The 20,970-nt window shown below is 70.0% G+C and carries 21 protein-coding genes; 4 read left to right on the top strand and 17 right to left on the bottom strand.

Features of this window, described 5'->3' with window-relative positions; translation table 11 throughout:
• Positions 1–44 precede the first annotated feature (44 nt).
• Positions 45–221, top strand: coding sequence for a CsbD family protein (locus ACKTSN_RS44800; protein ID WP_409474305.1), 177 nt, complete (start codon positions 45–47; stop codon positions 219–221).
• 63 nt (positions 222–284) lie between these two features.
• On the opposite strand, the gene ACKTSN_RS44805 is transcribed toward ACKTSN_RS44800, so the two are convergent.
• The 7 genes from ACKTSN_RS44805 to ACKTSN_RS44835 all read right to left on the bottom strand — a co-directional run bounded on the left by ACKTSN_RS44805 (position 285) and on the right by ACKTSN_RS44835 (position 8,061).
• Positions 285–1,022, bottom strand: coding sequence for a D-Ala-D-Ala carboxypeptidase family metallohydrolase (locus ACKTSN_RS44805; protein WP_409474306.1), 738 nt, complete (start codon positions 1,020–1,022; stop codon positions 285–287).
• Positions 1,023–1,226: 204 nt separating this feature from the next.
• The gene (locus ACKTSN_RS44810; protein ID WP_409474307.1) at positions 1,227–2,786 is read right to left on the bottom strand and encodes an APC family permease; all 1,560 of its coding nucleotides are present in this window, start codon (positions 2,784–2,786) and stop codon (positions 1,227–1,229) included.
• A 302-nt stretch (positions 2,787–3,088) separates the two neighbouring features.
• On the bottom strand, positions 3,089–4,525 hold the full coding sequence (locus tag ACKTSN_RS44815; protein ID WP_409474308.1) for a trypsin-like serine protease: 1,437 nt from the start codon (positions 4,523–4,525) through the stop codon (positions 3,089–3,091).
• Between the two features lie 239 nt (positions 4,526–4,764).
• Positions 4,765–5,529 carry a metallophosphoesterase family protein gene (locus tag ACKTSN_RS44820; RefSeq protein WP_409474309.1) on the bottom strand — a complete coding sequence of 255 codons (765 nt, stop codon included), beginning with the start codon at positions 5,527–5,529 and terminating at the stop codon, positions 4,765–4,767.
• A complete protein-coding gene (locus ACKTSN_RS44825) occupies positions 5,526–5,813 on the bottom strand; it encodes a BON domain-containing protein (RefSeq protein ID WP_409474310.1) in 288 nt (95 codons plus the stop codon). Before ACKTSN_RS44825 ends, ACKTSN_RS44820 begins: the two co-directional genes overlap by 4 nt.
• Positions 5,797–6,495 carry a nucleotidyltransferase family protein gene (locus ACKTSN_RS44830; RefSeq protein ID WP_409474311.1) on the bottom strand — a complete coding sequence of 233 codons (699 nt, stop codon included), beginning with the start codon at positions 6,493–6,495 and terminating at the stop codon, positions 5,797–5,799. The genes ACKTSN_RS44825 and ACKTSN_RS44830 overlap by 17 nt, the downstream gene beginning before the upstream one ends.
• A gap of 129 nt (positions 6,496–6,624) precedes the next feature.
• Positions 6,625–8,061 (bottom strand): hypothetical protein, encoded by a 1,437-nt coding sequence (locus ACKTSN_RS44835; protein ID WP_409475083.1) that lies wholly within the window; start codon positions 8,059–8,061, stop codon positions 6,625–6,627.
• Between the two features lie 252 nt (positions 8,062–8,313).
• On the opposite strand from ACKTSN_RS44835, the gene ACKTSN_RS44840 reads away from it, so the two are divergent.
• From ACKTSN_RS44840 to ACKTSN_RS44850, 3 genes are all read left to right on the top strand, one after another.
• Positions 8,314–10,011 (top strand): tetratricopeptide repeat protein, encoded by a 1,698-nt coding sequence (locus ACKTSN_RS44840; protein WP_409474312.1) that lies wholly within the window; start codon positions 8,314–8,316, stop codon positions 10,009–10,011.
• 127 nt (positions 10,012–10,138) lie between these two features.
• The gene (locus tag ACKTSN_RS44845) at positions 10,139–11,203 is read left to right on the top strand and encodes a right-handed parallel beta-helix repeat-containing protein (RefSeq protein WP_409474313.1); all 1,065 of its coding nucleotides are present in this window, start codon (positions 10,139–10,141) and stop codon (positions 11,201–11,203) included.
• A gap of 49 nt (positions 11,204–11,252) precedes the next feature.
• Positions 11,253–12,281, top strand: a complete 1,029-nt coding sequence (locus ACKTSN_RS44850) for a methyltransferase (RefSeq protein WP_409474314.1) — start codon at positions 11,253–11,255, stop codon at positions 12,279–12,281.
• Positions 12,282–12,361: 80 nt separating this feature from the next.
• On the opposite strand, the gene ACKTSN_RS44855 is transcribed toward ACKTSN_RS44850, so the two are convergent.
• From ACKTSN_RS44855 to ACKTSN_RS44900, 10 genes are all read right to left on the bottom strand, one after another.
• Positions 12,362–12,694, bottom strand: a complete 333-nt coding sequence (locus ACKTSN_RS44855; RefSeq protein ID WP_409474315.1) for a TcmI family type II polyketide cyclase — start codon at positions 12,692–12,694, stop codon at positions 12,362–12,364.
• Positions 12,695–12,714: 20 nt separating this feature from the next.
• A complete protein-coding gene (locus ACKTSN_RS44860) occupies positions 12,715–13,191 on the bottom strand; it encodes an SRPBCC family protein (RefSeq protein ID WP_409474316.1) in 477 nt (158 codons plus the stop codon).
• A gap of 1 nt (position 13,192) precedes the next feature.
• Positions 13,193–13,450, bottom strand: coding sequence for an acyl carrier protein (locus ACKTSN_RS44865; protein ID WP_409474317.1), 258 nt, complete (start codon positions 13,448–13,450; stop codon positions 13,193–13,195).
• A 32-nt stretch (positions 13,451–13,482) separates the two neighbouring features.
• Positions 13,483–14,733: a ketosynthase chain-length factor gene (locus ACKTSN_RS44870; protein WP_409474318.1), complete on the bottom strand. Its 1,251-nt coding sequence runs from the start codon at positions 14,731–14,733 to the stop codon at positions 13,483–13,485.
• Positions 14,730–15,998 (bottom strand): beta-ketoacyl-[acyl-carrier-protein] synthase family protein, encoded by a 1,269-nt coding sequence (locus tag ACKTSN_RS44875; RefSeq protein ID WP_409474319.1) that lies wholly within the window; start codon positions 15,996–15,998, stop codon positions 14,730–14,732. The genes ACKTSN_RS44870 and ACKTSN_RS44875 overlap by 4 nt, the downstream gene beginning before the upstream one ends.
• Positions 15,995–16,453: a cupin domain-containing protein gene (locus ACKTSN_RS44880; RefSeq protein WP_409474320.1), complete on the bottom strand. Its 459-nt coding sequence runs from the start codon at positions 16,451–16,453 to the stop codon at positions 15,995–15,997. The genes ACKTSN_RS44875 and ACKTSN_RS44880 overlap by 4 nt, the downstream gene beginning before the upstream one ends.
• Before the next feature lie 65 nt (positions 16,454–16,518).
• Positions 16,519–17,673 (bottom strand): SchA/CurD-like domain-containing protein, encoded by a 1,155-nt coding sequence (locus ACKTSN_RS44885; RefSeq protein ID WP_409474321.1) that lies wholly within the window; start codon positions 17,671–17,673, stop codon positions 16,519–16,521.
• Positions 17,674–17,880: 207 nt separating this feature from the next.
• Entirely contained in the window at positions 17,881–18,558 is a 678-nt protein-coding gene (locus ACKTSN_RS44890; protein WP_409474322.1) for a class F sortase, read from the bottom strand.
• Between the two features lie 121 nt (positions 18,559–18,679).
• Positions 18,680–19,021: a hypothetical protein gene (locus tag ACKTSN_RS44895; RefSeq protein ID WP_409474323.1), complete on the bottom strand. Its 342-nt coding sequence runs from the start codon at positions 19,019–19,021 to the stop codon at positions 18,680–18,682.
• A 207-nt stretch (positions 19,022–19,228) separates the two neighbouring features.
• Positions 19,229–20,890 carry an FAD-dependent oxidoreductase gene (locus ACKTSN_RS44900; RefSeq protein WP_409474324.1) on the bottom strand — a complete coding sequence of 554 codons (1,662 nt, stop codon included), beginning with the start codon at positions 20,888–20,890 and terminating at the stop codon, positions 19,229–19,231.
• Positions 20,891–20,970: the final 80 nt, after the last annotated feature.

Here is a 20,970-nt window from a genome sequence, read left to right on the forward strand (position 1 = left end):
GTGAGTGACATCGGAAAGTCGCTGGTGACTTGGAGTGAACCACCGTGGCGCGAGAGAAGAAGGCCAAGGCCAAGATGGAACAGGCCAAGGGGAAGGCCAAGGAGGCGATGGGCCGCGCAGTCGGCAACGAGCGCATGACGGCCGAAGGCAAGGTGGAGCAGGCCAAGGGCGATGCGCGCCAGGCGAAGGAGAAAGGCAAGGACGTCTTCCGGCACGGATGACTGCACGGTCGTAGGCGGGTTCCCCGGTGCTGTCGGGGAACCCGCCGCTCGTTCGCGTCCGGCTCAGATGCCGCAGGTGGGCGCCGACCAGTACTGACTGGCGCGGTGGTCGAGGTGCGTGTGGTCGTCGTGGCCGGGATAGCCGGGGCCGAGAATGCCCCGGAAGCCGTGGTTGCGGGCCTGCTTGGCGAGGGTGCACAGGGAGTGCGGTCCGGCCCCGAGGTCGACGGCGTCGCCGTACAGATGACGGCTGTTGCTCGCGCCGCCCACGGCGCTGTTGCAGGCGTAGGACCTGAAGCCGCTGGTCACTGTGATCGGCTGGTCGCCCAGCGCGTGCCGCATGGCTTCCAGCTTCCACATGCTGTGCAGCGCGTTGGACTTGGCGGTCGCCGCGCTGACCGCGCCGCCGGACCAGGTGCTGTTGCAGTCGTTCAACTCGCTGTAGGAGAAGTGAATCGGGGTGCAGTCGTCGTCCTGCAGGGCGTACAGCTTGTTGAAGGTGTTCGGCCCCGCCACGCCGTCGGCCGTGAGGCCGTACGCCGACTGAAAGCGCTTGAGGGCGGCCGTGGTGGCCGGCCCGAACTCGCCGTCGACGGCCAGGACGGAACCGTAGCCCGGATAGCCGCCGAGCCGGATCTGCAGCTGGGTGACATCGGCGCCCGAGGAGCCCTGCGAGAGTGTGCGGCTCCAGGTGTAGCAGCCGTCGGCGTGCGCGGTGCTTGCCGTGGCGAGCGTACCCGCGCAGGCGCCAGCCATGATCATGACAAACGTGAGGACGAGTCTGACGGTGCGTGTGTACATACGGCCTCCATGCCGGGGGGACGTGAGGTGGTGTCGAGCGCGAAGGGACGTGTGACGCGCGTCAACCATGCGGTACGCCGTTGCTTGTCGGCAAGGCGCGCGCACGCAGTTGCGGGGACGGTCACCGCCTGTTGACACGCAATTCAACCGTTCCTGCGATGCGGCAAGGGCAGCCAACGCGTCCCTTGCCGCATCGCACCCCGGTCAGTCCTGCGCGACCAGCGCCGGCGTCGACCTCGTCAGCACCTCGCCGCGGAAGAAGGCAGGGCTGCGCCACCGCATCACCGTCATGATCACCAGGCCCAGGGCGAGCAGCCCCACGCCGATGACGAACACCGACCCCACCCCCAGCACGGACGACCCGCTGCCGTACGCCGGGTCCCACATGTCGACGAGGGTCTTGGCGAACACGGCCGCCAGCAGCACCCCGCCGACGACCGGGAACAGCCCCTTGAACAGCAGGTCCCGTCCGGACCGCAGCAGCTCCGCCCGGAAGTACCAGACGCAGGCGAAGGCCGTGAGGGCGTAGTAGAAGCAGATCATCAGGCCGAGCGCGTAGATCGTGTCCACCAGTACGTGCTCGCTGACCAGCGTCATCACGGTGTAGAACACCGCGGTCGCGACACCTGCGGTCACCGTGGCGCGCCCCGGCGTACGGAAGCGCGGATGGACCCGGGCGTACGACGCCGGCAGTGCTTCGTATGCCGACATGGCCAGCACCGTACGGGCCACCGGGATGAACGTGGTCTGCAGGCTGGCCGCGGCCGAGGCGAGCACCGCGAGGAACAGCAGGATGCCGAGCGCCGGACCCATCACCGGGCCCGCCAGTGCGGCGAAGACGTTGTCGGAGGTCTCGGGGTTGGCCAGCCCCAGCCCCTGGTCACCGGAGCCGACGACCATCTGCGCGGCCACCCCCGTGGCGAGGTACGAGCCGACCAGCACCACCATGGCGACCAGTGCCGCCCGGCCGGGGGTGCGGCTGCTGCCGCTGGTCTCCTCGTTGGCGGTCAGACAGGCGTCCCAGCCCCAGTACATGAAGATCGACAGCGACAGTCCGGCGGTGAACGCGGCGAACGACTGGACGGCGAACGGATTCAGCCATGACCACGAGAACTCGGCCGACGTCGGGAACGCGGGGCTCCCCGCCTTCCCGAAGGCCATCGCCACGAACACACCCAGCACCACCAGCTGGAGCGCCACCAGTGCGTACTGCACACCCTTCGTGGCGGTCATACCGCGGTAACTGATCACCGTCGCGACCGCGATCAGCGCGAGACAGGTGACGATGTGGACGGCCTTGTTGTCGTCGAGCGCGGCGACGGCGTCACTGCCCGTGACCTCACCCGCGAGCAGCCAGAAGTACGAGGTCGCCACGCCGGCCAGGTTCGACAGCACGATGATCGTGGCGATCACCAGGCCCCAGCCGCACATCCAGCCCACACGCGGCCCGAACGCCTTCACCGTCCAGGTGAACGAGGTACCGCAGTCCGGCATGGCCTTGTTCAGCTCGCGGTAGGCGAAGGCGACGAGCAGCATCGGCAGGAACCCGGCGAGGAACACAGCGGGCATCTGCACACCCACCTCGCCCGCGGTCGAACCGAGCGTCGAGGTCAGGCAGTACACGGGCGCCACGGTGGACACACCGATGACCGCGCTGCCCAGCAGGCCGACGGAGTTCCCGCTCAGGCCCTTGGCGCGCATGCCCTCGGCAGGGGTGGCGTCGCCTGTGTCTCCGGCTCCGGGCCGTACGTCCAGCTGAGTCATGAACAGGACGTTAAATCCTGCGGTTTCCGTGGCAACTCTGCGTGACTTTCAGTGAGCGTGTCTTGCAATAGCCCAATGATCGATGACTGATCGCTTATTAGTCTTGCGATTCCAAGGTCGTGTACTGCTTCTGCCCGGCATATCCAAAGGGTGCTGCCGGTTGTCCGATATTCGGTAATCGCAGCGACGAGCGATGTGTGGCGGTGGAGTCTTTCCGTGTGATCCGCGCCACACAGCGGCCCCGGCCCCGGTCGCGGGCGCGAGAGGGCCGCGGCCGGTGCCGGCGAGTTCCGTGGGACCTGTCAGAGGCGCTGCCACAACGCGGGAGTCGCCGCCGGCGTCCAGGAGCCCTGCGCCTGGTGGGTCTGCAGGCACTGATAACGCACTCCGTTGTGGTTCACCGTGGCCCCGACGCCGTAGACGCGCCCCGAGGTCCAGCCGCCGGCGCCGCCGTCCTGCGGGGCCGGTGTCGCCGTCGTGTCGGAAGCCGTCCTGAGGATCAGGCCGAAGTCGCTGAGCAGCGGGTTGATGGGCTGATAGTAGGTCGTTCCACCGCTCGTGCAGTCGCCCGTCCCGCCGGAGGTGATCCCCTGCGCCTGAGCACCCCAGAGGTACGGGCCGCCGGAGTCGCCCGGTTCGGCGCACACCGTCGTCCGGGTCAGGCCGTTCACCACACCCTCGGGGTACCTGACGCTCGTACCGTGCTGCTGGATCGTGCCGCAGTGCCAGCCACTGGTCGAGCCGGAGCGGCACACCGACGCCCCGAGCAGCGCCTCGACCGAACCGGCGACCTGCACGCGCTGGCCCGACTCGCCCCTGACGTCGGCGGTCGCGGTCCAGTCCGAGTTCACGCCCACCCACGCCATGTCCTTGCCCGGGAACGTCGAGGCCTGGAAGGTGCCCTGGTCGGCCTGGTCGGCCTGGTCGGCCTGGTCGGCCTGGTCGGCCTGGTCGGCCTGGTCGGCCTGGTCGGCCTGGTCGAAGCCGGTCGTCGTGTCGCCGGCCGTGCCGCAGTGACCGGCGGTGGCAAAGCCCTGCTGGTCGGCCCTGGTGACGGAGAGGCCGACGGAGCAGCGAATCGATCCGTTGACGTAGTAGGGGTCTCCACCGACGACGTCCTCCAGCAGGCGCGGCCGGTCCGCCGACATCTGAACGGCGACGCGCTTGCCCGAGAGGCCGGCGGCCTTGACGAACGCGGCCGCGGACGACCGGCTGTGAGCCTCTACCACGACCCGGTTGCCCGGGACGTCGACGTACCAGAGCGGCGTGTCGGTGGTCGCGACACGGGGGGCCGCCGCGTCCAGCTTCTTCTTGACGGCCATCAGGCCGGCCAGGGACTCCTTGACGACCATGGCCTTCGCGCCCTGACCCCGGATGGCGGCCACGTCCGCGCTGTCGGTGGTCGCGACGGTGAGCTCCTGGGATGTCGTACCGCTCACCCAGGCGCCGGCGAAGCGCTTGCCCAGCGCGTTGCGCAGCCGCCCTGCCCAGCTGCCGGCCTCCGCCTCGTTCACCAATCGCTCCGCTGCCTGGGCGGGAGTCAGCTCGAGGTCCCGCTGGAGCGCGCGGAGCACCTGCGGCGACGGCCTGTCGGCCCCCACTGTCCGGGCCGCCGAGGGAAGGGGTCCCGGCGCGGGCGGCGGCTCGGCCCCCGCGGCCGAGCAGATCCCGCTCAGAACCAGCGTGCCGAGGGCGATCACGGCCGCGCGGCGTGCGGTCGGGACATGTCTGTGGACCATGCGAATGGTTCCTTCCAGTCCGATACGGGTGAAGCTGCCATGAGGCGAGGGCTTGCCTGGAAGGACCGAACCAATGTCACCGACGCGGGGCTTTCGCGCTTTGGTGAGGGAAAGCGGCGCCAAGTGCAGTACGCACCGGGAGGTCACACGCGCCGAACCGGCGCAGAGCAGGAGAGACCTGCCGCGCCATCACCCTCCACGGGATCCTGCGGAGACTGAGGGAGGCGGGGAGACGGCGCTCACCCGGCGACTTCCCCCGTTCCGCCGGCTGTCAGCCGCTCGGGCACCGGCACGTGGTAGACGTGAAAGGCGCGGCCGATGACGGGTTGCGCGACATTGCGCACCCTGACGCCGCCGCTCGTCATGCCGTGCTCCGTCCCCGCGTGCGCGTGCCCGTGCACCGCGAGGTCCGCGCCCGCGGTGTCGATGGCCTCGGCCAGCAGATAGCTGCCCAGGAACGGGTAGATCTCCAGGGGCTCACCGGCCAGCGTCTCTGGTACGGGGGAGAAGTGCGTCAGGGCGACCCGTACGTCACAGCCCTCTTCGTCCAGCTGCTCCAGGGCCGCACGCAGACCGTCGGCGCACTGGCGCGAGTACCTGACGAACTCCTTCATGAGCGGCTCGCCGAACTCACCGGCACTGCGCCCCACGAAACCCCCGCCGAACCCCTTGGTGCCGGCCACCCCGACGCGGGCCTCGCCGATGCTCACGACCGTGGCCTGCCCCTCCAGCACCCGGGTACCGGCGTCCTGGAGGATGGCCGTGACCTCGTCCGGACGTTCGTCGTGGTGATCGTGATTGCCCAGCACGGCGACGACCGGGACACCGAGGCCCTCGACCTCCCGGGCCACCACTCGGGCCTCCTGCGGGGTCCCGTGGCGGGTGAGGTCCCCGGCCAGCAACAGGACGTCGGCGCAGTCGGGCAGGGTGTCGAACGCCGGACGCAGCAGGCCCTGGCTGTCCGGACCCATGTGGATGTCCCCGACGGCTGCGATCCGGATCATGTGAGGTCCTCCGCGTGGTCGGGTGACGACGCGTCGGTGACCATGATGTCGCAGTGCACCACCAGCCCGGCCAGCTCCTCCCGGACGATGCGCCGGATGTCGTCGCGGCAGCGGGCGGACGGAACGCACCCCGTCACCAGCACGGCATCCCCGTGCGCCTCGACCCGCACGCCCAGCTCACCGAGGGGCCCACCGGCCAGGCGGTCACGGAGGTGGGCGACGCGGTAGTCCAGGTGCTGAGCGCCCGGAGTGCCGGACACGCCTCGATCACCGGGATGCGTCATGGCTGCTGCCCCTGTGATGCGGAGTGATCACGTCGAGCCGTTCGAGGAGGAAGAGGAAGGCGGCGGCCATGGGCGAGTCCCCGCTCTCGCGCCGTACCCGCTCCCAGTCCACCTTCTCGCGCAGCGCCCGGGCGATGGGCAGCACCGCACCGAAGTCACAGTGGTGCTCGGAGAACGCGGCCAGCAGGCTGGACAGCAGGTCGGTCGGGGCCAGGACCGGCATGCGCACCGAATCGACCGGGATCTCCTGCGCTCTGTCGAGCATGTCCGTCGTCACGCGCCGGTGTGCCAGCTGGAAGATGATGTCGATGTCCTGCCCGAAACAGGTGGCCTTGAGCAGCCAGTCCTCGGGCGGGGAGTAGACCGGGAGGCCGGCCTTCTTCAACGTGGCCGCGACCGCGTCGGCGTCCTCGGGCCTGATGCAGAAATCGGCGTCGTGCTGGAGGTTCTCGCCGGCCCCGTGGGCGTAGGCGGCCACGCTGCCCGCCAGGGCGAAGTCGTGTCCGCCCTGCTTCAGCAGCGCGCCGACCTGTTTGGTCGCCTCGAGAATGGCCTGGGTGCGGTCGCGCGGCAGTTCCGGCTCTCCCGCCCGGCGGTGCGGCCGGGGCAGCTGCGCCGCCTGAGGGAGATCGGGGATCCCGACGCGTGGGGCGAGCGTCGCGTCATCACTGTTCTGCGTCATGACCACTCCCTCTGCCGCACCGATCCATCCGCAGTCCACCCGCACCGGGCGCTGCGACGTCCCGCGCTCTGCCCTGTGTACCCGACGTGCGCCGTTCGACACGGCGGCACCCACCGTGGTCGGCCTCCGTCAGGGGGCGATTCCGACCCCCTCGATGCGGCTCCAGGCCCGCTCCTGGGCGGCGGTCATGGCCGGCCAGTGCAGTCCGCCCGGGCGGGGCCGGACGCGGGTGGCGTAGGGGGAGGGAACGAAGTCCGGGTCGTAGAAGCATCCGGAGCCGTAGGTGCGGTCGAATGCGGCGCAGGACTCGGCGATCGACCGTGGCGTCGGCTTCCGTCCGCTGCGCACCCAACCGTCCAGTGCCGACAGGGAGTTGGCGTACTCGGCGTCGCTCAGCCCGCTGTGCTCGGACTCCCGGGTGAAGGTCTGCACGAGTCGCCCGTCCCGGTGCGCACCCCGGAGTGTGGCACGGTAGGCCGCCTCGTGCTCGACGAACACCGTCGGATCGTCGATCGCGTGGAGCGTCAGGACGGGGATTCCGGCCCTGCCCGTGAGGTCGCTGTCGTAGGACAGGTCCCGGACGGCGGCCGGGTCGGCGGAGAACCGCTCGACACCGGCGTTGAGCGCCGCGTCGTCGTGCGACCCGGAGTACCACACGCCCCGGTTGCCGAACGGATTTCGGTCGTCGAGCCGGTTGTGCACAATGTCGCGGAACGTGAAGACCGAGAAGCGCAAGTGCGACTCCAGCGTGCGCTCCGGGATCCGGGTGACGGCCAGGATGTCGTCGAGGTTGCGCTGCTGCAGCGCGGTCCGCTCGCGCGGTTCGGAGGCGTATCCGGTGCACTCCTGCAGCCGTGCGCGCAGCCCGTCCGTCGTCAGGGTCGACGTGGGGCGCAGCCCCTGCCACAGCGGGTACTGCGGCTCCGAGGGACGTGGCAGGTTCCGGCAGTAGTACTGGTAGACCACACGCAGGTCGACCCGGTGGTCGTAGCCGCGGGAGCCGCCGCCGAGGACGCCGTTGGTGAACAGCGCCCCGTCGTACGCGCCGCGCTGCCCGCCGTAGACCTCCACGACCTTGGCGGCGACGTTCCCGCCCCACGACTGGCCGTGCACATAGGTTCGCTGCGGCCTGCCGAACTCGGACACGAACAGACGGCGCAGGTGCTCGGTGTCGGCGGCCGCCATGCGGGTGCCGTAGCCGCCGCGGCGATAGGACGAGCCGGCCCAGGCGTAGCCCTGGTCCACCATGACCGCCCAGCGCTCCAGATCGTCGAGGCTGCGCTCCGGATCGGAGCCGTCCCCGAGGTCGGGGCCGCCGTGGGCGTGGACGACCAGGGAACGGTTCCAGTGACGGGGGACGGCGATGGCGTAGTAGGCACCGTTCGCGTCCTGGCCGGTGTGACACGTGGCCTTGCCGGCGAGGTTCGCCGGACAGTCGGCGGACGCCGGGGGCCCGTTCTGCGCCCGGGCCGGAGGGGCACCGGCAAGCGCAGCTGCGAGAACGGTCGCGACGCAGGTGGCCGTCCCCGCGCGTCCCCGCGCACGAGGACGGAACGGCCGGCGGATCCCGGGAAACTTCCATGTCTTCACGGCGCGGCTCCCTCGTCCGTGCTGGCGCATCGTTGCGCTGTGCGCCGCGATGCCAGGGAGCCGCCGAGCAAAGAGCCATGGCCTTGATCTTTGCGTTCATACTGTTCGGCGGCGTCCCGCGAACTGTGCCGGCATGTGAGCCGGAGCCGTCCCCGGCGAAAGATCGCAACTAGGCTGGCAGGGTATGCATCCATCGTCGCACGGCGGTCGCGGATGGAGGACGGACGCATGGACTACTACGACCTCGGCACCCACAGCCGCCGCGTGACGACCTCGTCGCCCGAAGCCCAACTGTGGTTCGACCGCGGGCTGGCCTGGACGTATGCCTTCAACCACGAGGAGGCCGTCTCCTGCTTCGAGGCCGCGGCCGCGGCGGACCCCGACTGCGCCATGGCCCACTGGGGCATCGCCTATGCGCTCGGCCCCAACTACAACAAGCCCTGGGAGGCCTTCGACGGCCAGGACCTGGCACGCAGTGTCGACCGCGCCCACGCCGCCGTGGAGCTCGCCCACGAAAAGGCGGCGGTCGGCGCCACCCCCGTCGAACGCGCCCTGGTCGAGTCGTTGCGCGCCCGCTACCCGCAGGCGAGTCCCGTCGAGGACTGCACGGTGTGGAACGCGCCCTACGCCGACGCCATGCGCGCCGTTCACGCACTCGACCCCGACGACCTCGACGTCGTCACCCTCTACGCCGACGCCCTGATGAATCTCACGCCCTGGCAGCTGTGGGACATCCGCACCGGCGAGCCCGCCGAAGGCGCCCGCACGCTCGACGCCAAGGCCGTCCTCGAGCGCGCGCTGGCCACCGAGGACGGGGCCCGGCATCCGGGCGTGCTGCACATGTACATCCACCTCATGGAGATGTCCCCGACGCCCGAGGCGGCGCTGCCCGTCGCGGACCGGCTGCGCGGCCTGGTGCCCGACGCCGGCCACCTCCAGCACATGCCCACCCACCTGGAGGTGCTCTGCGGCGACTACCGGCGCGTCGTGTCCGACAACAGCGACGCCATCGCCGCCGACGAGAAATACCGCGCGCGGGCCGGGGCGATGAACTTCTACACCCTGTACCGCTCGCACAACTACCACTTCAAGATCTACGGCGCGATGTTCCTCGGCCAGTCCCGGACCGCCCTCGAGACCGCCGCAGAACTCGAGTCGACCATCACACAGGACCTGCTGCGCGTGCAGAGCCCGCCCATGGCCGACTGGCTGGAGGGCTTTCTCGCGATGCGGGTCCATGTGCTGATCCGCTTCGGCCGCTGGGTGGACATCCTGGACCTGCCCCTGCCCGCCGACCCGCAGCTCTACAGCGTGACGACCGCGATGCTGCGCTACGCCCGCGGCATGGCCCTCTCGGCGACCGGCCGGATCGCCGAGGCCGAGGCCGAACGCGAACTGTTCCGCGAGGCGCTGGCCGGCGTCCCGCAGACGCGCATGCTGTTCAACAACACCTGCGCCGACATCCTCGCCGTCGCCTCGGCGATGCTCGACGGTGAGCTGGAGTACCGCAAGGGCAACCACGACGCCGCCTTCGCCGCGCTGGAGCGGGCGATCGAACTCGACGACAGCCTCCCCTACGACGAGCCGTGGGGTTGGATGCAGCCCACCCGGCACGCCTACGGCGCCCTGCTGCTGGAACAGGGACGTGTCGCCGAAGCCGAGGCGGTCTACCGGGCCGACCTGGGCCTTGACGACACCCTCCCGCGCCCCTCGCAGCACCCCGGGAACGTCTGGTCCCTGCACGGCTTCCACGAGTGCCTGGTCCGCCTCGGCAAGGTGGGGGAGGCGCAGATCGTGGCCCAGCAGCTGAAGCTGGCCGCCGCCATGGCGGACGTACCGATCGAGGCGTCCTGCTTCTGCCGCCTGGAACGCCCCTTCGACGCCGTCGGCCCGACCGACTGCTGCGCACACCGCGATCACGGGTGAATGCGGGCAGACGTCGGGCGGGGCAAGGGCCCATGTGCCCAAGTCGGCGGCAGGGAGCGAATCATGACACGCCGTCGGACGGACGATCCGCCCGATTTGCGGAGACTTGGGGCTTATTGTACGGCATATGATCAAAAGCCATATTGCCTACCTGGCGTGCACTGCAGCAATCGTCGGGACCGGTCTTGGTGCCGCTTCGCCGTCGTCTTCTTCCGGCGATTCGATCCATGTGGTCGTCGAGGGCGAATCGATCCAGAAGGCGGTGGACGCCGCCGAGCCGGGCGACACCGTTCTCGTGTCCCCCGGCACCTACCGCGAGAGCGTCAAGGTGACCACGCCCGGGCTGACCCTGCGGGGCGCGGGACGGGGCACGGTGATCAAACCGGGCAGGACGAAGACCGCCAACAGCTGCGCCGCGGCCGGGAACGGCATCTGCGTGGTGGGGACGAAGGACGAAAAGCTCGAGGACGTCACCGTGTCCTCCCTGACGGTGACCGGCTTCGCCAAGAACGGTGTGTCGGCGTTCGGGACGGACGGGCTGACCGTCCGGAACGTGACGGCCGTGAAGAACGGGGTGTGGGGCATCGCCCAGGAGCAGTCGGTCCGCGGCGTGTTCCGGGGGAACACCGCCCGCGGCAACGGCGACGCGGGTCTGTTCCTCGCCAACTCGGTCACGGCCGAGGAAGGCGCCGCGGACACCCGGGGCACCGTGGTCGAGTACAACCAGCTGGAAGGCAACCGGATCGGCGTCACCGTTCGGCGCCTGCGCAACCTCAGCGTCGAGGGCAATCACATCACCGGCAACTGTGCCGGACTGTTCGTCGTCGGTGACGAAAACAAGCCCAGGGCCGGCGACCTGGCCGTGCGCGAGAACCACGTCGTGGAGAACAACAAGTACTGCCCGAAGACCGAACGGCTGCCTTTCCTGCAGGGCTCCGGCGTCGTCCTGACCGGCGCCGAGAAGACCCTGGTGACGGGGAACGTGATCAAGGACAACGCCGGTACCTCCCCGCTGTCGGGCGGCATCGTCCTGTTCCAGAGCCTGGTCGGTGTCACCAGCGAGAAGAACCGGATCAGCGACAACGAGCTGGAGGGCAACGCACCGGCCGACCTCGTCAACACGGACACCGGCAAGGGCAACACCTTCGCGAACAACTCCTGCTGGGCGTCCAAGCCCGCGGGACTGTGCTGACCGGCCGACTGCCGTCACCCGTGGACCCAGGAAGGAAGGAAGGCGGCACATGACGACCGCAGAGACTGCTCCACCGCCGTCCATGCGGCTGAGGGAGCTGGTGTTCGGGGCGGCGTGTGCCGCTGCGCTCCGGGCGGCTGCCCGGCTGGGAGTCGCCGACGCCCTCGGTGACGGCCCCATGGCCGTGGAGGACCTCGCGGCCGCGGTGAAGACCGAACCGCAGCCGCTGCGACGGCTGCTGCGGGCTCTGTCCTGCTACGGCGTGTTCGCCGAGCAGCAGGACGGGACGTTCGCGCACACCGACATGTCCCGGCTGCTGCGCGAGGACGATCCGCACAGCCTGCGCTACATCACCCTGTGGTGCACCGAACCGTGGACCTGGGACGCGTGGCCGAGGCTGGACGAGGCGGTGCGCACCGGCCGGAACGTCGTGGAGGACCTGTACGGAAAGGAGTTCTTCGAGTACCTCAACGAGGACGCCCCCGAGTCCGCCGTCGTCTTCAACCGCGCCATGACGACCTCGAGCATGCAGTCCGCGCGGGACGTCGCGCAGTTCCTCGATCTGTTGGGGAGTTCTTCGCTCGCCGACATCGGGGGTGGTCAGGGTCATGTCCTGGCGAGCCTGCTGGAGAAGTACCCGTCGGTCCAGGGAGCCCTGCTCGACCTGCCGCGCGTGGTGGAGAACGCCGACCCACGGCTGCGTCCGGGAGGAGCGCTCGCGGACCGCGTGCGCATCGTGCCCGGCGACTGCCGCGTGGCCGTCCCGGTCCGGGCCGATGTGTACATCATCAAGAACATCCTGGAGTGGGACGACGACAGCACCGCGCGGACCCTGCGCAACGTCATCGAGGCCGGCGGCCCCGGGGCGCGGATCGTGGTCATCGAGAACCTCGTCGACGACACGCCCTCCATGCGCTTCAGCACCGCGATGGACCTGCTGCTGCTCCTCAATGTCGGTGGGGCGAAGCACACCAGACAGAGCATGGTCCGTCGGCTGACCGACGCGGGGCTGGTCATCGACGACGTCCGTCAGGTCAACCCCTACCTGCACGCGTTCGACTGCACCGTGCCCGGCTGATCACCCCGGACGCGCTCCGCAGACCACCGGCCCCGGGCCCGCGACTGTCGCGGGCCCGGGGCCGGTGGCCGAGTGGCCGTTCAGATGGTGGAGTCCCGCTCCCAGCGGTAGAAGCAGCGCGCCATCGCGTCCTTCGGTGAACGCCAGGTCGCGGGATCGTACGCGGTGACGTACGCGGACAGCCGCTCGCTGATGTCACGGAACTCGGGACGCCCGGCCACCTTGGCGATGGCGGGTGCGGGGTCCCGTTCGGCTTCGATGAGGTGCAGGTACACGTCATCGAACTGGAAGAGACTGCGCCGGGAGACGCCCACGAGGTGGGGCAGCTCTCCTCGGTCCGACTCCTCGAAGATCTTGGCGATGTCCGGGGCCGACCCGGGCGCCATGCGGGCGACGATCAGGGTGTGGTGCATCGTGCTGTCTTCCGTTCGGCTCAGTCGGTCAGGGTCGGCACACGCCGGCGTTCCGCGGCCTGCTCGATGCGGTCCCGGATCAGGGCCATCTGGACCTTGGAGTTCCGGTTGATGTTGTCCGTCATCCAGGCGTCGTCGACCGGTGCGTCGGGCTTCATCTCGAAGTCCTGCGTCCACACCATCCGGGTGCCCTCGGGCACCTCCTCGTACTGCCACCGGATGTTCATGTACGCGAAGGGCCCGGTCTCGACGCGGCGGGCCTTGACGCTGAGCGTGTCGCGGTCCGTCTCCCGTTCCGAGACCCAGCTCCACACGGTGCCGTTGTCGTCGGGGTGCATGGTCAGCCGGAAGGTGGTCTTGTTCCCTTCCGTGGACAGGATCTCCGCGGAGGCGTACTCGCTGAACAGCTGTGGCCAGCTCTCCACGTCGTTGGTCATGTCCCAGACCAGGTCCACCGGCGCGGCGATGGTGATCTCGTTCTGTGTGTGTCCGGCCATGTCACGCTCCTGTCATGAGGGCACTGTTGACGAGGTCGAGGAACTGCCGTGGCGTCTTGCTGCGCTCCGCGTCGGGAGGCATCGGCGTGCCGTACCGGTTCTCCAACTCGCCCACGATGCCCAGCAGTCCGAGCGAGTCGATGCCGAGGGCGTCGAAGCCGGAGTTGTACTGCTGCTGGAGATCCGCCGGGGCGACGGTGATCCCGGCGGCCTTCTTCATCAGCTCGGCCAGCTCTTCCACGGTGATGCGGTCACTCATGCGGTTACTCTCCTTTGCACTGTGACGCCTCGCTACGAGGCGTCGGCGGCGCCGTGCCGCAGCACCAGCGCCGAGTTCGACCCCATGAGTCCCCGACTGAGGACCAGCGCCGTGCGCAGCTCGGCGACACGGGCGCGGGCGGACACGAGGTCGAGGTCATGGCAGATGTCGAAGACATTGGGGGTGGGTGGAATCAGGTGGTTCTCCAGCGCGAGCACCGCCGCTGCCGTGTCCAGCACCGGCGCCGCGCAGTAGCCCCGGCCGATACCGGTCTTCGGCGCGGTGACCGGCACGCGCCGGCCGTGGGAGCCGAGGGCGTCGACGATCGCCAGCGCCTCCGCACGGTCCGCTTCCGGTACGCCGAGGGCGTCCGCGAAGACCACGTCGATCTCCTCGGGGGCGCACCCGGCCTCGTCCAGGGCCGCACGGATGGCCTCGGCGAGGCCTTCCCGGGACTGCTCCCAGCGGGAGGCGCCGGTGAACGTCGCCGCGTGTCCGGCCAGGGTGGCTCGCACGCGCGCCCCCCGTTCCCGGGCCGCGGTCTCCTCCTCCACGACGAGCATGGCGCCGCCCTCGGCCGGCACGAATCCGCAAGCTCCTTCCGTGAACGGGCGGTAGGCGCGCTCCGGGTCCTCGACGGTGCTCAGCTCCTCGTAGCCGAGCTGGCAGACCACCGAGTAGGGGGCGAGCGGCGCCTCGGTCGCCCCGGCCACGATCACGTCGGTGCCGCGCCGCACGGCCCGCGCCGCGTGCGCGATGGCGTCCAGGCCGCCCGCCTCGTCGGCGGCGACGACCGAGCAGGGGCCCTTGAAGCCGCGGCGGATGGAGATCTGGCCGGTGCTGGCGGCGTAGAACCAGGCGATGGACTGGTACGGCCCGACGAAGCGACTGCCCTTTCCCCACAGCCGCTGCAGCTCCCGCTGACCGAACTCGCCGCCGCCGGAACCGGCCGCGGTGACCACGCCCACGGAGAACGGCGAGTCGCCGGTGTCGGCCTGGCCGAGGCGGGCGTCGTCCAGCGCGAGGTCGGCCGCGGCCATCGCGAAGTGCGTGAACCGGTCGGTCTGGACGAGATAGCGCTCCTCGACCGCCGACGACGCCTCGAAGTCCCGTACCTCGCCGGCCACCCGCAGCGGCAAGTGCTCACAGCCCTCGCGGGTGACCGGGGCGAGGACGCTGATGCCTTCCTTGGTGGACTTCCAGAAGCTCTCGGTAGTGGCTCCGTTGGGCGCGACCACACCGATTCCGGTGACGGCCGCGCGCCGCGGATGCGGTTCGCTCATCGTGTCCTCTCCCTCGGCCGGGTCAGGATCACCGCGGACTGGAAACCGCCGAACCCGCTGCCCACGGAGAGCACGCTGTTCAGTCTCCGCTCGCGTGCGACGCGCGGGACGTAGTCCAGGTCGCACTCGGGGTCCGGGGTCTCGTAGTTCGCGGTGGGCGGTACCACCTGGTGGGCCAGGGCCAGCACACAGGCGACGACCTCGATCGCGCCGATCGCACCCAGGGAGTGGCCCACCATGGACTTGATGGAGCTCATGGGTGTGTCGTAGGCGTGCTGTCCCAAGGCCCGCTTCACCGCGGCGGTCTCGTGACGGTCGTTCTGCTGTGTGCCCGACCCGTGGGCGTTGACGTAGTCGATCGCGGTGCGGTCGAGCTCGGCGTGGTCGAGGGCGGTCTCGATGGCACGGGCCATCTCCAGCCCCTCTCTGGTCAGACCGGTCATGTGGTAGGCGTTGCCGAAGGTCGCGTAGCCGCTGAGCTCGCAGTACACGTGTGCGCCGCGGGCCAGGGCGTGCTCGAGCTCCTCCAGGACGAGCACCGCACCGCCCTCGCCCATGACGAACCCGTTGCGGTCGGCGTCGAAGGGACGGGAGGCGTGGGCCGGATCGTCGTTGTTCGGCGACGTGGCCTTGATCGCGTCGAAGCAGGCCATGGTGATCGGTGATATCGGCGAGTCCGAGGCACCGGCCACGCACACATCGGCCCTGCCCTCCTCGATCGTGTGGAAGGCGTACCCGACCGCGTCGAGCCCCGAGGTGCAGCCCGTGGAGACGGTCTGCACCGGCCCGCGCGCCCCGAACCGCTCCGCCACCGTCGAGGCGAGCGTGCTGGGCGAGAACGCGCGGTGCAGATGCAGGTCGGCCTCCCGGTGGTCCACGTCCCAGCGCTCCCCGTGGTGGCTGACCAGCACGTAGTCGTGCTCCAGCCGGGTGGTGCCGCCGACCGCGGTGCCCAGGGAGACCCCGATCCGCCAGGGGTTCTCCTGGTCGAGGTCGAGTCCGGCGTCGTGTATCGCCTCGTCGCCGGCGGCCAGGGCGAACTGGATGTAGCGGTCGCATCGTGCGACGTCCTCCCCGTCCAGCCGGTGGGCTGCAGGGTCGAAGTCGCACTCGGCGGCGATCCGCGAACGCAGGCCGGCCGGGTCGAAGAAGGTGATCCCCCGCGTCGCGGTGCGCCCGTTGGTCAGGAGATCCCAGAACGCCGGTATGCCGATGCCGCCCGGCGCGACGATGCCTATCCCGGTGACCGCCACGCGCCGCTTCATGACCGGACCTCCCCTCGTTCGGCCGTCCGGCCCGCACCCGCGGCTTCCTGGGCCGCGACCGGGACGGAGTCGGTCTCCTCGGTGTCGACGTGGCCGAGTGGCGGGCTCGGGGCCAGCGGGCCGAGGTGGAAGACGATGCGGGCCTCCACGTTGCCGACGTTGCGGAAGCGGTGCCGCATGTGGGCGGGGATCATGAGCCCTTGCTCGGGACGCAGGGGGTGGGGGTCGCCGTCCAGGTCGACCTCCAGCTGCCCGCAGACGACGTACACGAACTCCTCGGAGTACGGGTGGTAGTGCTCCGCGATGCGGTCGCCGGGCTGCACGATGGCCACGCCCATGAATCCGCTGGTGGAGCCGACCGTGGTGGGGGTGAGCATGGCGCGCAGATCGCCACCGCGCCTGGTGTTGGGCTCGACCTCGCTGAGATCCACGATGTTGAGACGGGGTTTGATCACGACGTTGCTCCGATCGTGTGCTGTGTCGACTTGGGGGGCCGGGCGGCCGCGCCCTGCGAGCTGGGTCAGGCCTCTGGTGAGCGGCGGTCGGTGACGAGTTCCATGCGGGCGAGCGTGAGGAGGCCGGCGGGCGCGGCGTCCATCAGCGCGGAAGGGTCAGCACCGAGGGCGTCGCCGTCGAGGAGCGCCGTCACCTCGGCTGCCTGACCGCGGTCCGTCAGCCCGAGCACCGCGCCGGGGTCGGCGTCGAGGCCGCCGCGCACGTCGATCAGCCGCATCACGATGTCGTCCCGCTGGAAGATCGTGCTGCACAGCACCGGGCTGTGCGGATCCTCCGCCGCCGCCTCGTCCTGCCGGGCGAGCAGTTCGGCGAGCCGCATTCCGCCGCCCTCCCGGGCCGGGTAGTACAACGCGTGCCGCACGGTCTGCCCGGTTTCCTGGCCCGCCGTCACATGGTGTACGGCGGGCAGCGCCGCGCGGGTGAAAAAGACGCGGGCGGACTCGGGATCATCGAGGTCCCGGTCCTGCTCCAGATGGGGGTTGATGGCTTCCTCGACGGCCCGCACCTCGGGCTGCCGGGCGACATGGCGCAGCGCGGCGAGCAGGTCGCCGCGCACCTCGATGGCCCGCACCACACGGTTGCCGTGCATGAACAGGGAGGTGCGGCACAGCCGGGTGGTGTCGTCGACCTGCGGCTCGGGCGCGGCGTAGTCGGCGAGGATCCTGGCGACGGTCTGCTCACTGCCCGGCTTGACCGTGAAGGTGAGCGCGTGCCGGATGACGCCGTCCCCGATCCGGGGTGATGCCTGGAGCCGGCGCTTGCCGGACCTGGCGTCCTCCGCCGGGTCGCCGGTCTCGCGGACGATGTGGAAGCGCAGCGACCTGGTGTCCCGGACGCAGCGGTGCAAGGGCTCCACCATCCGCACGTGCTCCTCGCTGTTCACCCAGGTGAGGAACGGCGGGGCACTCTCCCACTCACTCGTGATGAGCCATTGCGAGGGATTCTCGATCGACTGGCACAACTGGTCGCTGACATGCCCGGGAACGGACGCAACCTGGTTGCAGAGTTGCTCGTACGCCTCCAGGAACTGCTGCTGGGCTCCGTCGTGGACGTCCACCAGAAGGACGACCCGGAGCCGGGAGCCGTCGAAGACGGACTGCGAGACATGGTGCGGCACCTGTTGCGTCAGCGGTTCTGAAGCAAGTGCGGAAGTGGTCATCCTGCGCACATCTCCTTAGCGGGGAGGGGGAGGCTGACGTCGATTGCGGTGAAGCGACATCAGCGTGCCTCGATCTTGTGCCGGTCCCCACCAGTGCGCGAATCGTATGGACTACGTGGGTGACCGGCGGCGCGGATCCGCTCCCGTGGGGGCGGGGAAGCTCCGACGCGTTGCCTGCGCGCACACCTGACGGACAACCAGGTCTGCTCACGTGAGATGAGCGAAGACCACCAGGTTGTCCGTGTAGTCCTTGACCGTGCGGTCGTAATCACCCGCGCAGGTGATGAGCCGGACCTGGGCCTGGGGGGTGTCGCCGTACACACGCCGGCTCGGGAAGCGGTCCTTGGCGAACATCTCCACGCTGTCGACCACGAAGGACGCCGTGCGCCCGTCGGCTCGTTCGACGTGGAAGACGTCCCCCTTCTGCAGGGCACCGAGTTCGGCGAAGACGGCGGGGGACGTGGCCGTGTCGACGTGCCCGGCGATGATCGAGGTGCCGGCCTCTCCGGGGCTGGCCCCCTTGGCGTGCCAGCCGACGAGGTTGACGTCGTGGGCGGGCGGGGGTTCGAGCTGCCCGTTGGGGCCGATGGCAAGGTCCGTGAAGGGCGCGTCGACCGAGATCTTCGGGATGAGCAGGCGCACCGGTTTCGACCGCGGCAGGTGCCTTCCCGCCGCGTGCGGGCCAGGCGTTGCCGGCGCTGTGGCGTGTGGCGCCGGTGGGGCGTGCGCCGGGCGGGAGGTGTCGGACGGCGTGTCGTCGCCGCCGATCAGGCGCACCGTCAGGATCAGGAGAGCCACGGCACACAGCACGATCATGCCTCCGTGGGACCCCTGGCCGGACGGCACCTGTTCGTCGTCGGCGGGGGAAGAAGGCTGGGCCGGCATCGGAGACCACCTCACTAGTGCACGGCAACAGGGCGGACGGGGAGGGCGGGAAGCCGGCCGGGCCGCCACACGGTGCACGCGTGGCGGCCGGGCCTACGGCTGCTATCGCGTCCGGCATGGGTCAGGCCGTGCCGTGTGCCGAGTTCCTTCGACGCGCGGCGTACAGGCCGGTTCCCGCGACGGCCAGAACGGCCAGGCCGCCCGCGGTCACCGTAGGCGCGTCCAGCGCGCCGCCGCCGGTGTGCATCCCGCCGTGGGGCTTGTCGTGGTCGCTGCTCCAGCCGCCCTTGTCGTGCTCGCTGTCCTTGTAGCCTCCAGAGTCGTGCTTGCCTCCGTTGTCGTGCTCCTTGCTGTAAGACGAGTCGTCGTGGTTCCAGTCATCGGCTGCGTAGACGCCGGGTGCGGTCATGGTGAGGACGGCCGAGACCGCCGCGGTGGCCAGGAGCATGCGTGCTGAGCGCATATGAGGGTCCTTTCGCCACGGCCGGGCAGCTGGCACTTCGTCAGCTGAGATGACCCGACCCTGACGTGATCAACCGTCAGTCAGTTGTCGGCCTCCCACCACTCAAGGAGTTCACCTGGGTGAACGGGGCGCCTGGGGCACCACAGCATGACGTCGCGCCGGCAGCATGGGCCGTCGGCGCGACGTCGTGCTCTCGTGTCACGAAGGTCAGGTCAATGCGAGGACCGTCCTCACGACCTGACGGAGTGTCGATTCGGCGTCCGGGACCACACCTGGCGACCGCCATGCGACGAACCCGTCGGGCCGGACCAGTACGGCCCCTGCGCGTGTCGTGCTGTGGACCTCCGACCAGTCCGCACCGTCCTCGTATGCCAGCTCGCTGCCGGGTCCGATCCCCACCCGGTAGGAGACGAGCGGGACCGACATCTCTTCGGCGAGGCGTGTGGCGGCCTCGTGCCATCCGCTCGGCTCATCCGCGTCGCTGAGCAGGACCAGGGACCGTTCGTACAGGTCGAGGGTGGAGATCCGTTCGCCCCGGAACCGTACCCACAGGTGGGGTGCCCTGCTGCCGGGCTCCCCGGTCAGGGCGAGCTTCTCGGGCACGACCGCCGTCGTGGGATCGGCGCCGACGACGGCGCCCTTCGGGTAGCGGTAGCCGAGTGTGATGTTGAGGATGCCGCGCTGAGGCGCGTTGCCGGCGGTGGGCGGAGGGGTGTAGCCGGGGTGGCTGTGCTCGGCCGACCGGGCGGCCGCGCGGGCGCTGGTCGCCTCGGCGACCCTGCGGCGTTCGATGTCGTAGGTGTCCAGAAGTCCGTCCCCTGCCCAGCCGCCGAGCACGGCAGCCAGCTTCCAGGCGAGGTTGTGCGCGTCCTGGATACCGGTGTTGGAGCCGAAGGCTCCGGTGGGGGACATCTCGTGGGCCGAGTCGCCCGCCAGGAAGACGCGTCCCGACCGGTAGCTCCGGGCGACGCGCTGGGCGGCGTGCCAGGGCGCCCTTCCGGTGATCTCCACGTCGATGTCCATGTCCCCCACCGCGCGGCGGATGTGGTCGGCACACCGCTCGTCGGTGAACGCCTCCACCGTTTCGCCGTCTTCGGGGTGCCAGGGGGCGTGGAAGACCCAGTTCTCGCGGTTGTCCACCGGCAGCAGTGCCCCGTCGGCGCCCGGGCGGGTCAGGTAGCAGACGATGAAGCGACGGTCGCCCACCACGTCGGCGAGACGACGGGACCGGAAGGTGATGCTGACGTTGTGGAACAGGTCGCCGGGGCCGTTGTGGCCGATGCCGAGCTGTTCCCGGACGGGACTGCGGGGGCCGTCGGCGGCGACGAGGTAGTCCGCGCGGATGGTGCTGTGCCTGCCCGTCTCCCGGTTCTTGACCAACGCCGTGACGCCGTCCGCGTCGGTGTTGAACGCCATCAGTTCGGTGGAGTAGCGCAGGTCGCCGCCGAGTCCCTCGGCATGGTCCAGCAGGACCGGCTCCAGGTCGTTCTGGCTGCACAGACACCATGACGTCGGGCTGAAGCGGGCCAGTCCGCCGCCCGGGTCGATCTGCTTGAACAGCCAGTCGCCCGCGTCGCCGACCAGGGTGGGCGCCTGCAGAATGCCGTGGTTCTTGGCCAGGGTGGAGGCGGCCTCATGGATCGCCGGCTCGACGCCGGCCACCCGGAACAGCTCCATCGTGCGGACGTTGTTGCCGCGGCCGCGGGGGTGGATGGAGGTGTCGGCATGACGCTCCACCAGTGTGTGCCGGACACCCAGTCGGCCCAGGAACAGCGAGGTCGACAGGCCGACCAGGGAACCGCCGACAATGAGGACCGGGACCTGGGCTTCGTCGGCCGTGGGGTCGGCTTGATCGGCTGTTTCGTTCATCACTCGCCTCCAACGCGTCGTGTCCGCAGAGCCGGCCGGATAAGGCCGGAGACACTCATGCATGCCCCGCAGGGCACACG

It is taken from the genome of Streptomyces flavusporus, assembly GCF_046267975.1.
GTDB classification, from domain to species: domain Bacteria; phylum Actinomycetota; class Actinomycetes; order Streptomycetales; family Streptomycetaceae; genus Streptomyces; species Streptomyces flavusporus.

Coding starts and splice junctions, on each gene's coding strand:
- ACKTSN_RS44855 (WP_409474315.1), bottom strand. CDS start 12,694: ATGCACCACACCCTGATCGTCGCCCGCATGGCGCCCGGGTCGGCCCCG.
- ACKTSN_RS44865 (WP_409474317.1), bottom strand. CDS start 13,450: ATGAGTGACCGCATCACCGTGGAAGAGCTGGCCGAGCTGATGAAGAAG.
- ACKTSN_RS44890 (WP_409474322.1), bottom strand. CDS start 18,558: ATGCCGGCCCAGCCTTCTTCCCCCGCCGACGACGAACAGGTGCCGTCC.
- ACKTSN_RS44895 (WP_409474323.1), bottom strand. CDS start 19,021: ATGCGCTCAGCACGCATGCTCCTGGCCACCGCGGCGGTCTCGGCCGTC.
- ACKTSN_RS44860 (WP_409474316.1), bottom strand. CDS start 13,191: ATGGCCGGACACACACAGAACGAGATCACCATCGCCGCGCCGGTGGAC.
- ACKTSN_RS44875 (WP_409474319.1), bottom strand. CDS start 15,998: ATGAAGCGGCGCGTGGCGGTCACCGGGATAGGCATCGTCGCGCCGGGC.
- ACKTSN_RS44900 (WP_409474324.1), bottom strand. CDS start 20,890: ATGAACGAAACAGCCGATCAAGCCGACCCCACGGCCGACGAAGCCCAG.
- ACKTSN_RS44820 (WP_409474309.1), bottom strand. CDS start 5,529: ATGATCCGGATCGCAGCCGTCGGGGACATCCACATGGGTCCGGACAGC.
- ACKTSN_RS44845 (WP_409474313.1), top strand. CDS start 10,139: ATGATCAAAAGCCATATTGCCTACCTGGCGTGCACTGCAGCAATCGTC.
- ACKTSN_RS44850 (WP_409474314.1), top strand. CDS start 11,253: ATGACGACCGCAGAGACTGCTCCACCGCCGTCCATGCGGCTGAGGGAG.
- ACKTSN_RS44830 (WP_409474311.1), bottom strand. CDS start 6,495: ATGACGCAGAACAGTGATGACGCGACGCTCGCCCCACGCGTCGGGATC.
- ACKTSN_RS44810 (WP_409474307.1), bottom strand. CDS start 2,786: ATGACTCAGCTGGACGTACGGCCCGGAGCCGGAGACACAGGCGACGCC.
- ACKTSN_RS44885 (WP_409474321.1), bottom strand. CDS start 17,673: ATGACCACTTCCGCACTTGCTTCAGAACCGCTGACGCAACAGGTGCCG.
- ACKTSN_RS44840 (WP_409474312.1), top strand. CDS start 8,314: ATGGACTACTACGACCTCGGCACCCACAGCCGCCGCGTGACGACCTCG.
- ACKTSN_RS44825 (WP_409474310.1), bottom strand. CDS start 5,813: ATGACGCATCCCGGTGATCGAGGCGTGTCCGGCACTCCGGGCGCTCAG.
- ACKTSN_RS44805 (WP_409474306.1), bottom strand. CDS start 1,022: ATGTACACACGCACCGTCAGACTCGTCCTCACGTTTGTCATGATCATG.
- ACKTSN_RS44815 (WP_409474308.1), bottom strand. CDS start 4,525: ATGGTCCACAGACATGTCCCGACCGCACGCCGCGCGGCCGTGATCGCC.
- ACKTSN_RS44870 (WP_409474318.1), bottom strand. CDS start 14,733: ATGAGCGAACCGCATCCGCGGCGCGCGGCCGTCACCGGAATCGGTGTG.